We start from the raw sequence: 13,411 nt of genomic DNA on the forward strand, positions 1-13,411 counted from the left end.
TCGAAACTGGCTTGTGAGGTTCAGGCGCCGGCGTTGCCCTCGGGTTTGCCGATCACGATGCGCCACTGCTCTAGGGGGCCTTGCTTGCCTTGCCACCAGAACTGCCCGGGCAGCTTCTCGGCGAATTGCTCGAGAACTGGCTCGGGGTTGCGGTCGGAAACGAGTTCAAGTGCCTGCCCTGGCCCTAGTGTTGCAAACGTTTCGAACACCATCTCCAGGCGCTCGCCAGGATCGACCGTGCCGACATCGACGACGATCGCGATGACCGGAATGGTTAGAGCAGCGGACATCTCTTTTCTCCCAGATCGATGAAACGTACGAGGGGAACGTGCCGCGCGCACGGACGCCAACCGTGTACGTTTCTCAAAGCACAAACATATGTAAGAAATATATATTTCATAGCGAACGACTACATTGATTTGGGTCAATATCGATCGTGCGGAAGCGACTTGATGCCAATGTGATTCCCTGAAAAATTTCTTTGAATCGATGCGCGACAGATCGCCTCATAACCTCGGTCGGATTGTTGCACCACCCACGCAAATAATATATTCTCGATCAATGTTAAACGACGAAGTCGACCTCGACCAACGGGAAGCAAAGTGACCACGAATGGCCTGCTGTTCAAGCCCGCGCCTTCTTTCGACGAACCGATCGAAATGCTGCGGGCATGTCATGAACGGATCAGAGCGCAGTGCGCGACGTTGGAGAAACTCGCGGCGTACCTGCCCTCGCATGGCGCCGACGAGCAAGCGCAGCAGGCGGCCGCGAACATCATGCGGTATTTCGACGTGGCGGGGCCGCATCACCATGCCGACGAGGAGCAGGATCTCTTTCCGATGTTGATCGAAGTTGGCAGAACGCAGCGATCGATGTCGACCGAGTGGATCGCAACGCTGCTAGACGAGCATGGGACGTTGGAATCCGAATGGGCCCGATTGCGCGAGGTCCTGGCCGATATTGCCGGCGGGCATGCGAGGCCGCTCGAACGTCTGCGGGTGGCTGGGTTCGTGTACGCATACCGGAGCCACATCGCGCGGGAAGAGACACACGTTTTCCCGTTTGCCGATGCGTGTTTGAGTGCGCAGCAACTGGCGCGACTCAGTGCCGCCATGGTGGCGCGGCGCACCGTCGCGGTACCGTCGACGCGGTAAGGCAAGCGGGCCGCACTGCCGTAGCCATCTTTTTCCTAGACATTTAGCGGGAATCCATTGAATCGCCGATTGCCACGGCGCTCGATGTTCCTCATCGGGTCGACTGATACGCGCTCAAGAATGCGTTTGTCGTCTGCGCTCGTATCGACACGGAACGCGTCGATCACCGCGTCTGCATCACGCGCAATACCGGCCGCCCACCCACGTTTTTCAGCGGGAAATACGAGCGGTGGGAGATCGAATCGACAGCGACGACGTGGGCGTTCGAGCCGAGCCGCCCTTCGCCGATCTTCCTAACGCCGGTGTTCGTCAGGCTGAACATCGAAACAATGCCTGCTTCTCCCGCGACATACAGTGACTTCGATGCCGTATCGAACGCCAGCACATCCGGGTCGCTGCCGACATCGAACGATTGCATCACACGCTTCGAATCCAGGTCGAAGATCAGAAGCTTGTCATTCCCCTCACACGCGATGAAAGCGAGATGGCCGTTCGGATCAATGAGCAGCCCATGGTTTTGCCTTGCACCGGCGAGTGGAAAACGGCCGACCACGCGATCGGCCTTCGGGTCTATTTCGACAAGCTCATTGCGCGTCTGCACGTTGACGAACACGTGACGCGATCGAGGGTCGTACTGGGTGTTACCCACTTCTCCGCCCAGCGGGATCGTCGCCACTCGATGGTTGGTACGAACGTCGATGACCGTCTCCGTGTCGCCGGTTTCGTCCGATACGTAGAGCTTGTTCACTTCGGGTGCGTACGCCATCCCGTCCGGATAGCGGCCGCCCGGCATACGCGCAACGATCTTTAGCGTGGTTTCGTCGATCGCAACGATTTCGTTCGCTCCTGTGGCCGAAGCGTAGACGCGCGAAAGCTCAGGCACGACGAGCACGCCGTGTACGGATGAAACCGCCGCAATACGTGCAACGACGCGCGATGCGACGACATCGAAGGCGATCACCTCCCCATCGCCAAGGTGCGCGATAAAGAGCAAATGTCGATTCGGATCATAGCCTTCGTAATCGAATCGGGTGGTACCGCCAGGAAGCGGAACGTCGGCCACATGCTCGAGCGGCAGATTGCCCAACGATAATTCGTCTGCCGCGGCCGACATCCTCGCGGCGAGTAGGCCTGCGCCGGCGAGCATCATGCATACGCCAATGAGCAGCGACAGACGCTGATGCCAGTTTAGCGAGGTCTTCATGACTGCCTCCGTCCGGCAATGATGGCCATCCAGCGCGTCCCGAAGCCGGCGGTGGCCCACGCGAGCCGGTAACGCTTCGATTAGGGATCCGGTTTGACGTGGCGGAACGCGAAAAGCAGCGAAAGATCGTAGGCGATCTTCAATGCGCCGCAGGCAACCAGCGGCACACCAAGCCATCCCATTCCAATCAGGCCGCCCGCCAACGATGGCGCGAGCGATGCGGCAAGGCTACGCGGCACCGAAGTGAAACTCGCGGCAGCGGGCCGCTCTGCCGGGGTGACAACCGCCATCACGTAGGCGGTTCGTGCGGAAACATCCATTTGCGAAAGCGCGCTGCGGATCAGCAAGAGCGTCAATGTCGCCGGCAGCGATGCAGTAAAGGCCGCAGCGATCAGGCACAGGCTTGCGGGGATGTGCGTGAACACCATTGTGTTGAGCAAGCCGATCTTGCCTGCAAGCGGCGCTGCGGCGAGCTGGGACGCCGCGCTCAAAAGCCCGGCGCAGAAAAAGAACTGTCCCGCCGCGCCGAGAGACAGGCCGAAGCGCTGCATGAGCCATAGCGACAGCAAGGAATTGACGACCAAGCCGCCCGCAAACGCATCGACACTGAACAGCAGCGCAAGTCGCGTCACGATGCGCCGAGACTGCCCAAGCGGCGCTGCGTGACGCTCGGTGTGGGGACTCGCCCGCGGCAGTCCACGATAGAGGAACCAGATGACGGCGCCCGCGATGGCGTACCAGAAGAACATCAGGCGCATCGCGAATAGACCGGAGATTCGGGTATGGTCAGCCAACCACTCGGGTACGCCCGCCGCGAGGGAACCGACTGCCGCCGATACTGCGCCGACCAAGCTGTAGCGGGCGAACAAAGCGGTACGCGCATTGCCCGCAGCCGACTCGGCAAGACGCGACTGTTCGAGCGGCAGAAAAAGGCTGACATCGCCCGAACTCGGGTTGAGCGTACCGACGAATGCCACGATCAGGAGCGGCCAGAGCGACGATACCGCGCCAAAGGCTAGGCCGGTCGCGGTCATCAAGGCCGCCGCGAAGACGAACATCTGGCGCACAGCGAAACGATGAGCGAGCGCACCGACGGCGATCGTCGCCACCGCCGAGCCGATCAGCGTCGCGGTGCTGGCCAGGCCGACGTCGAATTTGCCCAAGCCAAGTGCGAGCAGATATGCCGGCAGCAGCACGGCGATGTAGCCGTCACAGAAGCCTCGCAAACCGCGGCCGATCAGCAACACGCGTGCGGTGCTGTCGGCGCCGGCCGGCAAAAGCCAATGCCACAATCGGTCGCGCAATGAGGCGGCGCTTCCGGCGTCACGCGCGTTCATCGCTGCCTTTGCGCGAGACGTACAGCGTGCTGGCAAGCCGCATGGCGAGTCCTCTCCACGTTGCATCCGCCGATTCGCTGGCGCCGATCCGTTCTCGGCAGCGCGCGGTCAGACGCCGTGATGGATAAGCGGGTAAACAACGAGCCCCAGAAGCGCCGCGGCTACGACAATCACGGGTTCCTGCAGCTTCTTGAAGCGCCAAAGCAACGCGATCGTTACGAGGCCGATCAGCAGGGTCGGCACATCCACGATCGAGCGCTTCGCAATAACGATCACGGAGCCCGTAATCGCGCCGACTGCTGCTGCGGTAATACCGTCGACGAACGCTTTAACACCGGGCAGGTGTCCGTACTTCTTGAAATACGGTGCGGGAATGACCGTGAACAGATAGCACGGCAAGAATGTACCGATTGCAGCGACGAGCGCCCCCGGAAAACCCGCCACGAGGTAGCCGATAAAGCCAACCGTGATCACGACCGGTCCGGGCGTGATCATGGCGACGGCCACGGCATCGACGAATTGCTTGTCGTTGAGCCAGTGATGCTCCGTCACGACGCCACCGTAAAGGAAGGGCACGATGGCCAGGCCCGAACCAAACACGAACGCCCCCGCCTTCATGAAGAACGCGCCGATCTGCGCCAGCAGCGGCCAGTCGAGACCCGAGACCCATCCGCTCGCCGCAGGCAGGCCCCCGGCAGCGACGGCATGCAGGTCGCCCTTGCGCAGCCAGTTCGGCGGTGCCCGCCACAGCCAACCGATCAGCCCGCCGGCAATGAACAGCCAAGCAATCTCCGATTCCGTTACAAAGGTGACGATGGCAAGCGTCAGAAAGATCGCCCACAGCAGCTTGTCTTTGCCGACCGTCTTCGTCGTGAGCTTGTACGCGCTCATGGCGATGATGCCGACCACGGCAGCGCCCACGCCATAGAACACCGCCTGCATCCACGAAAGGCCGCCGAAGTGCGCGTAGGCCCAGCCGAGCGCCACCACCATCAGAAACGAAGGCAGGACGAATGCGAAACCGACGAGCGTGGCGCCCAAGATCCGGTAGTGGACGAAGCCGAGGTAGATGGCGAGTTGCGCAGCCATCGGGCCGGGCGCGAGCTGCGCCAGCGTCAAGCCTTCCTTATAGTCCGATTCCGATATCCATCCCAGCCGCTCGACGAGGTCGCGGCGCATGTAGCCGGCGAGCGCAACCGGCCCGCCAAAGCCGAATGTGCCCAGACGCAACATGTAGCGAACGAGTTGGCCCAATGAATAGGCGGGCGCTGCGGTGGTGACCGTGCTCAAGAACGCCTCCTCGGTTCTTCCTGTGAGTTCGCGGTGAAATGCGTGTATAGGGCGTCCAATACCGGGCTCATCTGTTCCAGCAATTGATCGTCGTTCTGCACGCGCTGACGCGTGCCCGCCATCACGGCTTCGAAGCCGACGGCCTCAGGTGCGGCCGCCCCGCCGACGTCGAGCGCATGCACGATGTCTCCCAGCCGCAGCAGTGCGGGATCCTTATCGAGCCCGAAGCTCGCGAGCAGGACTTCGAAGGTGACGCGCTCCCCCACATGGGTGAACGCCGCGCCGTCGAAGTCGAACCCGAGTACCCCGTCGGGGCACACATCGGGCGACGTCAGCCAAAGGAAGTGCGCGTTCTGATCGATGAAGCGCTGGATGAGCCACGCGCTAGCTAGCCGGTCGACCCACATCCGTTGGCGTGTCGCCCAGGTGCGGCCTTGGTAATCGGCACGCGAAAGCAATTCGATAGTGCGTTCCGCAGGACGCGGCTCACCGGGCGAGAGCACCGTATCGACCAGCGCGACGAAGTCCTGGTAAGCCGCCTCGGCACGCGTGGCGGCTTCGCCGGGAAAATAGTCGATTGCCTGGATGGACTCGTAGTCCTTACGCAGGCGCCGTAAAAGCCGAGTCAATTCGGCGGCCGATTGGCCTGAAATTGTCTTCCGGGCCTCGACTAGCGACCCGATGAAAGTGTCGTAGTCGCCTTGCCGATCGAACAAGGTTCGGAACATCGCCTCCTGGGAGGCGTCGAGGCTCGGTGCTCGCAACAGATGAGCGGTGCCCCCGCTTTCGGCGATCGCGTCAGCCAGTTCGCGCAGGATCTGTTCGTGTGCTTCGCTGTGGGGCAAAAGGTAGACGCCGTCCCGCAAAACGGCGCAACCCTTTCCCTTCAGGGCCCGGTAAAAGCGCATGCGCGCGGTCGCGTTCTCGGTGGGCAGCGTGAGCACGAGCAGCGACCAGGTCGATAATGGAGTCATGTCGACTATGCTACGTCGATGTCGATCATGCTACAAGTTTACTTTGAGGCTGCAGAGATCCGGCTGCAACCGGGGCGCTACTGCATCTCGGAACAGAGTTCAGGCGCTACTTAAACGGGCGCGGTAACCGCTGCGCTAGTCGATTGGTCGATTGATGGTCATTCGGCGCCGCAGTACGCTTCGACGCGATACCCATCCGGGTCGATCGCGTAAGCGGCGTAATACCGAGGCCCGTAATCGGCTCTGAGCCCGGGGTTGCCGTTGTCGCGCCCGCCGGCCGCCAGCGCTTTGGCATGGAACGCGTCGACGCTCGCGCGCGTCGGCGCGGCAAAACAAAAGTGCAGGCCCGATTGCATGTCGGGCGGAACGGGACTATCCGATTGGGAGATCCACAACTGCACGGCGTGAGCCCCATATCCCAACGAATCCGCGCTCGCATGCAAGCAGTGGTAGCCCAGCGCGCCGAGCGCGGCGTCGTAGAATGCCTTCGCCTTTGCAACGTCGCGCATCCCGATCGACACATGATCCAACATAGGTTTTCTCCTGTTCGTGTTGAAGACGAGCTTCAATTCTCGCTGTCACGACAGGCGGACACTTTGCAAAAATTGCGGTGCGGTGGAGGCGCCGCACGCAGGGCGCAGCACGACTAGGTAGTCGACCGCGGAGCCAAGCGCCGAATCAATGCCGCATGGCCGGGGTATTGATCCGCAAGCGCCTCGGTATCCGCCAATTCGAAATCGCTGAACTCGAACCCGGGCGCGACCGTACAGCCAACGAACGCGAATCCCGCCGAATCGGCATCGTGTTCGCGCATGGAACATTCGGCCGCGAACCAGCAGCCCGACGGCACGATCGCCTGGAATGCCAAGGCGTCGTCCACAAGCGCATTCCCGAGCCGATGGGTGACGAGTTGCCCCGCCGGGTCGATCACATGCACATCGAGCGGGTCCCCTGCGTAGAAATGCCAGACTTCGTCGGACCGGATTCGGTGCCAGGCCGAGTAGGCGCCATCGCACAGCATGTAGTAAATGCAGGTCGAGGCCGATCGCGTAATCGAGCCCGTTTCCTTGCCGGGGGCGGCAGGCCCGAGTAGGCGGGCAACCCGAACCGAATCGCGATGCGTTTCTCGATAGTGGCCGCCCTCGGGATGCGGGATGAGGTGAAAGCGGTCGATTAGGCGTTGCTTAGGGTCGTTGCCATCGCTCATGGGTAGCGCTCCATGTCAGGGCCGTTACGGTATCAGACGACGCCCGCAAACGGCAGCGCTGCGTCGACATCATCCCTGTTGCGCCATCTGCGACATATCGACGAATACGACTTCCCAAATATGGCCATCGGGATCTTCGAAGCTGCGGCCGTACATGAAGCCGAGGTCTTGCGGCGGATTGACGTCCGCCTGACCGCCGTTCGCGCCGGCCGTATCGGTCATCTTGTCCACGCTCGCGCGATCGTCGGCGCTCAGTGCAAGCATCACCTCGCTCTCGCGTCGCGAATCGACGATCGGCTTCTTCGTGAAATGCGCCCATTTTTCGTGCGTCATGATCATCACGAAAATCGTGTCCGAGAACACCATGCACGAGCTGGAATCGTCGCTGAACTGCGGATTCTTGCTGGCACCGATCGCCGTGTAAAAAGCCGTCGCCTTTGCTACGTCCCGCACCGGAAGGTTGATAAAAATTTGCCTCGGCATCGCGTTGTCTCTCCGTTTGGTCGTGTTGTCGATGAAGCGGGCAGACATCGCTCGCCTGTCCGCCATCGTATGACAACGCGCGCAATCGCCGCAGGCAAATGCGCAACACCGCGGCCAGCGGCGATCGTCAGTTCGGCGCGTACAGCGTCGAATCGGCAAATTGCTCGGCCGCCAACACCCGGCCGACCACAATCAATGCGGTGCGTTCGATATCGGTCTGCGCCACCTTGTCGACGATGTCCGCCAACGTGCCGAGCACCCGCTCCTCGTCGGGCCAACTTGCCCGATAAACCACGGCGACGGGACAGTCGTCCCCATAGTGCGGCCGCAGCTCGGCTACGATCCGCGCCAAATGCCGTACGCCCAAATGAATCGCCATCGTCGAACCGTGACGCGCGAGATCGGAAAGCGCCTCGTTCGGCGGCATCGCCGTTTTCGTCGCATAACGCGTGAGGATCACCGTTTGCGATACGCCAGGCAGCGTCAGCTCGCAGCCGAGCGTCGCCGCACAGGCCGCCGTTGCCGTCACGCCCGGCACGATTTCGTAAGGGATGCCCAAGGCGCGCAGACGGCGAATCTGCTCGCCGATCGCGCCATATAGCGAAGGATCGCCGGAATGGACCCGTGCCACGTCCTGGCCCTTCCCATGCGCCTCGGCCAGCAAGGCCACGATCGCATCGAGGTCGAGATCGGCGGTGTTCACCACGCGCTGCGCCGTATGGCCGGCCAACACCGCGTCCGGCACCAGCGAGCCGGCATAGAGAATGACAGGGGCGGTGCGGATCAACCGCTGCCCCTTCACCGTCACGAGTTCAGGATCGCCGGGGCCGGCGCCGATAAAATAAACCGTCATGCTTCGCTCCGTCGTGGGCCGGGCCGGATCATACGGGCCTCGTTTTCGAGGTGCAACGTTTCGAGTGCGGCGAGCAGCGCGTCGGCGTGTTCGAAGGTTCGGTCCACCTCGGCCAAGCGCGGACGTTCGAGCATCAGAACCGGCAAGCCGCGCTCTCGCGCTACCTCCAATTTCGCCTCCGTGGCCGCGCCGCCGCTGTTTTTACTGATCACGACGTCGAATCCGTATTGCTCGAAAAACGCGCGTTCGCCCTCCAGCGTGAACGGGCCGCGCGCACCGATCACGCGCGCCCGCTCGTTGCCGGGCAGCGCATCGAGGCAACGGATGGTCCAATATTGATGCGCCGGAACGGCATCGAGATGCAACAGCGGCTCCCGCCCGAGGGTGAAAAGCGGGCGCGCGAATGGCATCGACGCGGCGCACAGCGCATCCCACCCGCTCACGAAGCGCCAATCGTCGCCCGGCTGCGGTTGCCATGGAGGACGGCGCAGCGCCCAGCAGTCGACACCGGCCAGGCGGCCGGCTAGCGCGGCGTTTGCGCTGATTTGCGCCGCGTACGGATGCGTCGCATCGACGATCAATCCGATCCGCTCTGCTTCGACGTATCGGGCCAGGCCCGTGACACCGCCATAGCCGCCGACACGGACGCGACAAGACAAATCTTCCGGTGTCTTGCCGAGTCCGGCGAGGCTGTAGACGTCGTCCGGGCCGAGACGGCGGGCAATCTTCAAGGCGTCGCCCGTTCCGCCCAACAGCAAGACGCGAATCACGGCGCGACTCCGACGAACCGGCCTGCGCGGTCGATCGCGAAGACTTCGACGGCGACTTCGGGCGGGACGATGCCTCGCGCCACTTCGCGCGCATGCCGGCAGACGATATCGCCCAGAGCAACCTGCTCTTTCAAGGCCAACGCCAGCGCTTCCTGGCTCGTGTTCGCCGCGCGGATCCGCGCCTGCAGTTCGGCGCTCCCCCCGGCTTCGCCCGCCCATTGCGCGAGCAACGGCAAGTCGATACTCGAGTGTCGACTATGCAAATCCAAATGTCCGGCAGCCAGCTTGCTCAGCTTGCCGAAGCCGCCGCACAGGCTGAGTTTATCCACCGGCGCGCGGCGCACATGCTTGAGTACGGCGCCGACAAAATCCCCCATCTCGATCAAGGCAATGTCCGGCAAACCGTAGTGCGCGCGCATGGCGTCTTCGCTCGCATTGCCGGTACAAGCCGCGACATGCCGATAGCCGTTCGCACGTGCCACGTCGATGCCTTGATGGATCGAGGCGATATATGCCGAACAAGAAAACGGCCGGACGATGCCCGTCGTTCCAAGAATCGACAATCCTCCGAGGATGCCCAGCCTCGGGTTCATCGTCTTCAAGGCTAGCGCTTCGCCGTTCTCGACGCCGATCGTCACATCGAATCCGCCCGTGTAGCCGTATTGCGCGGCCAGCTCCACGAGGTGATCGTGCATCATGCGGCGCGGTACCGGGTTGATCGCCGGCTCGCCGATCGCCAACGTCAATCCCGCTCGCGTCACGGTCCCCACCCCTGGCCCCGCGTGGAAACGGACACCCGCTTCGGCGCCGAGCTGCACACGCGCAAACACGAGCGCACCGTGCGTCACGTCCGGATCGTCGCCCGCATCTTTAATCGTTCCGGCCTCGGCGCCGCCGGAGCCATCCGTGCTATTGACGAAGCGACAAAAGACAAGCGGCAGCGAAACGTGCCGTCCTTTCGGGAGCGTGATGTCGGCGGCATCGCTCACGATCCCGCCCAGCAGCAGGCGCGCCGCAGCCAAAGAGGTGGCGGTGGCGCAACTTCCCGTCGTGTAGCCGCTGCGCAGCGGGCGGGCGTCTTCGGGGGTCTCGTCGCGCATCGTCACCTCGGATCGCTCGGTGGCTGCCGATCGACGGCGGCCGGTTTAGCAATGTCGAGCAAGGTGATCGGCAAGGCCGGCCGCCATGCATCGAAACCGCCGAGCGGTTGGGCTTCGCTGACCGCGACCCGCGTCAAGGTGCCGCCGTGGCGATTGCGCCATTCGACGAGCGCGGCCTCGCCTTGCAGCGTCACTGCGTTGGCCACGAGCCGCCCGCCTGCCCGCAAGTTCGACCAGCACGCATCGAGCACACCCGGTACCGTTACCCCTCCGCCAATGAATACGGCATCCGGCGCGGGCAAGCCGGCCAAGGCCTCCGGTGCGTGCCCCGCGATTAGTTGCAGACCGGGCACGCCTAGCGCATCGCGGTTCTGCGCGATGAGTGCTTGTCGGCCAGCGTTCGATTCGATGGCGATCGCCCTGCAGGCGGGATGCGCGCGCATCCACTCGATCCCGATCGATCCGCACCCCGCACCGACGTCCCACAACAACGCACCGGGAGACGGCGCAAGACGCGCGAGCGTCACCGCCCGCACGTCGCGTTTCGTGAGTTGGCCGTCGTTGGCGAATGCGCTATCGGGCAAACCGACCGTCAACGGCAGCGCGACGCCGTGGCGGGTGCGGCAATCCAGGGCGACGATGTTCAAGGCGCTGACGACTTGCTCTCGCCATGCATCGGCCTGAGCATCGATGCGGCGTTCGCCTGGGCCGCCGAGATTCTCGAACACCGACATCGACGTATCGCCGAAGCCGCGTTCATTCAATAGGGCTGCAACGTGGGCCGGCGAACTGCCGTCGCGGCTCAGAATCAGCAGACGCGCGCCTTCGCGCAACGAGGCATTGAGCGTGGCAAGCGGCCGGCCCACTAGCGTAATCGCCGAGACATCTTGCACCGGCCAACCGAGCCGCGCGGCGGCCAACGACAGCGAGGAAGGCGCGGAAATCACGCGCATCTCGCCGGGCGGGACGGTCCGCGCGAGCGTCGCGCCCACGCCGAACCACATCGGATCGCCGCTGGCCAAGACGCAAACGGGCGTGCCCCGATAGGCTTCGATGGGCGCGATATCGAACGGTTTGGGCCACGCAATACGCCGGGCACCGATCCTCGCCGGCAGCATGGCGAGATGGCGATCGCCGCCGATCACGGCGGCCGCTTCCAGCAGCGCACGCCGGGCCGCCCGGCCCAATCCGAAAAAACCGTCTTCTCCGATGCCGACAATCGTCAGCCAAGGCACCATTGCTCCCTCGTCAGCCATACCTGTTCGTATCGATCGTGTTCCGCGCGCGCGGTGTTCGGAACGTTGCAAGAAGGGCATAATACCCGCTTTGCCGGCGCCCTTCGGGGCTCAAAAGGGAACACAGTCGATGCTGTGGCTGCCCCCGCAACTGTAAGCAGCGAGTCCGCACTGCACGATGCCACTGGTCATACGGGAAGGCCGGTGCGGGCCACAACCTGCGAGCCAGGAAACCTGCCGGCGCTAATCGTTCGCGCAAGCCATCACCGGGCGGGGTGCACCGGTGAACGTTTTCTCGTCGTCGAGACTACGCGGCCGTCGTGCGACGCCAACTTCGTCGAAACTTGGGCTACCCTTCGTCTTCTTCGTCTCGGCCATCCGCCTGCCCCGCACTGACGCGGATCGTCGCCGCACGCGACGGCGGGCTCTGCCGCGTCAAGCTGCCCGGCGGGCAATTGCTTGCGCAGCAGGCGCTGGCCATCGCCGATGCCGCGCAGGCCTATGCCTCGGGTGTCGTCGAATTGACGAATCGTGCGAACCTGCAATTGCGCGGGGTAAACGCGGGTGCTGGAGCGTCGTTGATCCGGCATTTGTCGGACGCTGGGCTCGGTCCTCGCATCCGGGCAAACGAATCGATCGATCCCGAACAGGCCGAGCGGCAAGCCGCCGTTGCCGACGACGCTCGCAATCTCCTGATCAGCCCCACGGCGGGCCTCGACGCCTACGCCTTGTACGATACGCCGCCGCTGGCGGAACAGTTGCTCGCCCTGCTGCAAAACGAGCCGCGCCTGGCCGAACTCTCGCCGAAATTTTCGGTGCTGCTGGACGGCGGCGAACGGCTGGCGGCGCTCGATCATCCGCACGATGTCTGGTTTGCCGCGATGGCGCCCGCGGTCGCCTCGGAAGCGGAAGCGGAAACGGAAACGAAAACCGAACTGGGCCGACGCGCGCACCGGCGGTTCGCGGTCGGTCTGGCGGGCCCCCCCTCGGCGATCGAACCTGGCGCGCTCGCCGCGGTTCGCGCGGATGAAGTCGCGCCGTTGCTGCAAGCGCTGCTGCACACGTTCCTCGATCTCGCGGCGCCAGACCAACACCGTATGCGCGACCTGCTGCGATCGAACGACAGCGACGACGTCCTCGCTCGGGCCGCGGCACGCGCGGGCATCGAATTGCAGCGAGACCCGGCGGTCGGCGCCTGGCGCAGAACGGCCGCCGAACCCGCGCGACGATTCGGTGCCCACGCGCAGCGCCAGGCCGGCCGGTGGTACGTAGGCGCGCAACCGCCATTGGGGCGGATCGATGCCGCCACGCTACGAGGCGTGGCCGATCTCGCTTCGGCTCATGGCGATGGCAGCCTGCGCATCACGCCCTGGCAAAGCCTGCTCGTGCCCAACGTGGCCGAGGGGGCCGTATCGCACGTCGAACACGGCTTGCGCTCGCTCGGCTTCGTGCTCGACGCGCAGCACCCGCTCGCTCGGACGATCGCTTGTGCCGGCTCGCCCGGTTGCTCGAAAGGACTGGCCGACACGAAGGCCGATGCGCTCCGCTTGATGGATCGACTGCCCCCCGGCATCGAAGCGCACCTGAGCGGATGCGTGCGCTCGTGCGCCGCGGCGCATTGCGCGCCCTACACATTACTGGCCGTGGAGCCGGGGCGCTACGACGTTTATCGCCGCGCACCGGCAACCCGTCCCGACTCCATCGCGGCTCGCGACAATGCGGCTCGCTTCGGCGAACGTATCGGCCTCTCGCTCTCGATCGACGAAGCCGCGCAGCGACTTGCCCAATCGCCCAGGAATTGAAC

The 13,411-nt window shown here is 63.7% G+C and carries 14 protein-coding genes and 1 riboswitch; of the genes, 2 read left to right on the forward strand and 12 right to left on the reverse strand.

The window, feature by feature from the left end; translation table 11 throughout:
• Positions 1-20: 20 nt before the first annotated feature.
• A complete protein-coding gene (locus ACTHN9_RS00595; RefSeq protein ID WP_440534807.1) occupies positions 21-290 on the reverse strand; it encodes a DUF2249 domain-containing protein in 270 nt (89 codons plus the stop codon).
• A gap of 312 nt (positions 291-602) precedes the next feature.
• Here ACTHN9_RS00595 and ACTHN9_RS00600 point away from each other — a divergent pair, with 312 nt between their 5' ends.
• Positions 603-1,154, forward strand: a complete 552-nt coding sequence (locus ACTHN9_RS00600) for a hemerythrin domain-containing protein (RefSeq protein WP_440534808.1) — start codon at positions 603-605, stop codon at positions 1,152-1,154.
• Between the two features lie 163 nt (positions 1,155-1,317).
• Here ACTHN9_RS00600 and ACTHN9_RS00605 read toward each other — a convergent pair whose 3' ends face one another.
• The 11 genes from ACTHN9_RS00605 to cbiE all read right to left on the reverse strand — a co-directional run bounded on the left by ACTHN9_RS00605 (position 1,318) and on the right by cbiE (position 11,610).
• A complete protein-coding gene (locus ACTHN9_RS00605; RefSeq protein ID WP_440534809.1) occupies positions 1,318-2,358 on the reverse strand; it encodes a hypothetical protein in 1,041 nt (346 codons plus the stop codon).
• A gap of 80 nt (positions 2,359-2,438) precedes the next feature.
• Complete coding sequence (locus tag ACTHN9_RS00610) at positions 2,439-3,695, reverse strand: MFS transporter (protein ID WP_440534810.1); 1,257 nt, start codon at positions 3,693-3,695, stop codon at positions 2,439-2,441.
• A 108-nt stretch (positions 3,696-3,803) separates the two neighbouring features.
• Positions 3,804-4,985 (reverse strand): chromate transporter, encoded by a 1,182-nt coding sequence (locus tag ACTHN9_RS00615; RefSeq protein ID WP_440534811.1) that lies wholly within the window; start codon positions 4,983-4,985, stop codon positions 3,804-3,806.
• Positions 4,982-5,959, reverse strand: a complete 978-nt coding sequence (locus ACTHN9_RS00620; RefSeq protein WP_440534812.1) for a chromate resistance protein ChrB domain-containing protein — start codon at positions 5,957-5,959, stop codon at positions 4,982-4,984. Before ACTHN9_RS00620 ends, ACTHN9_RS00615 begins: the two co-directional genes overlap by 4 nt.
• 158 nt (positions 5,960-6,117) lie before the next feature.
• Positions 6,118-6,492, reverse strand: a complete 375-nt coding sequence (locus ACTHN9_RS00625) for a VOC family protein (protein ID WP_440534813.1) — start codon at positions 6,490-6,492, stop codon at positions 6,118-6,120.
• Positions 6,493-6,605: 113 nt separating this feature from the next.
• Positions 6,606-7,166 (reverse strand): cupin domain-containing protein, encoded by a 561-nt coding sequence (locus tag ACTHN9_RS00630; protein ID WP_440534814.1) that lies wholly within the window; start codon positions 7,164-7,166, stop codon positions 6,606-6,608.
• A gap of 69 nt (positions 7,167-7,235) precedes the next feature.
• Positions 7,236-7,649: a VOC family protein gene (locus ACTHN9_RS00635; RefSeq protein WP_440534815.1), complete on the reverse strand. Its 414-nt coding sequence runs from the start codon at positions 7,647-7,649 to the stop codon at positions 7,236-7,238.
• A gap of 127 nt (positions 7,650-7,776) precedes the next feature.
• On the reverse strand, positions 7,777-8,502 hold the full coding sequence (gene cobM, locus ACTHN9_RS00640) for a precorrin-4 C(11)-methyltransferase (protein ID WP_440534816.1): 726 nt from the start codon (positions 8,500-8,502) through the stop codon (positions 7,777-7,779).
• Positions 8,499-9,272, reverse strand: coding sequence for a cobalt-precorrin-6A reductase (locus ACTHN9_RS00645; protein WP_440534817.1), 774 nt, complete (start codon positions 9,270-9,272; stop codon positions 8,499-8,501). The genes cobM and ACTHN9_RS00645 overlap by 4 nt, the downstream gene beginning before the upstream one ends.
• Positions 9,269-10,372 (reverse strand): cobalt-precorrin-5B (C(1))-methyltransferase, encoded by a 1,104-nt coding sequence (locus tag ACTHN9_RS00650; RefSeq protein ID WP_440534818.1) that lies wholly within the window; start codon positions 10,370-10,372, stop codon positions 9,269-9,271. Before ACTHN9_RS00650 ends, ACTHN9_RS00645 begins: the two co-directional genes overlap by 4 nt.
• Before the next feature lie 2 nt (positions 10,373-10,374).
• A complete protein-coding gene (gene cbiE, locus ACTHN9_RS00655; RefSeq protein ID WP_440534910.1) occupies positions 10,375-11,610 on the reverse strand; it encodes a precorrin-6y C5,15-methyltransferase (decarboxylating) subunit CbiE in 1,236 nt (411 codons plus the stop codon).
• Between the two features lie 77 nt (positions 11,611-11,687).
• Positions 11,688-11,863, forward strand: a riboswitch (cobalamin riboswitch).
• 64 nt (positions 11,864-11,927) lie between these two features.
• On the opposite strand from cbiE, the gene cobG reads away from it, so the two are divergent.
• The gene (gene cobG, locus ACTHN9_RS00660) at positions 11,928-13,409 is read left to right on the forward strand and encodes a precorrin-3B synthase (protein ID WP_440534819.1); all 1,482 of its coding nucleotides are present in this window, start codon (positions 11,928-11,930) and stop codon (positions 13,407-13,409) included.
• Positions 13,410-13,411 lie beyond the last annotated feature (2 nt).

This window comes from Trinickia sp., from assembly GCF_051953405.1.
GTDB lineage: Bacteria > Pseudomonadota > Gammaproteobacteria > Burkholderiales > Burkholderiaceae > Trinickia.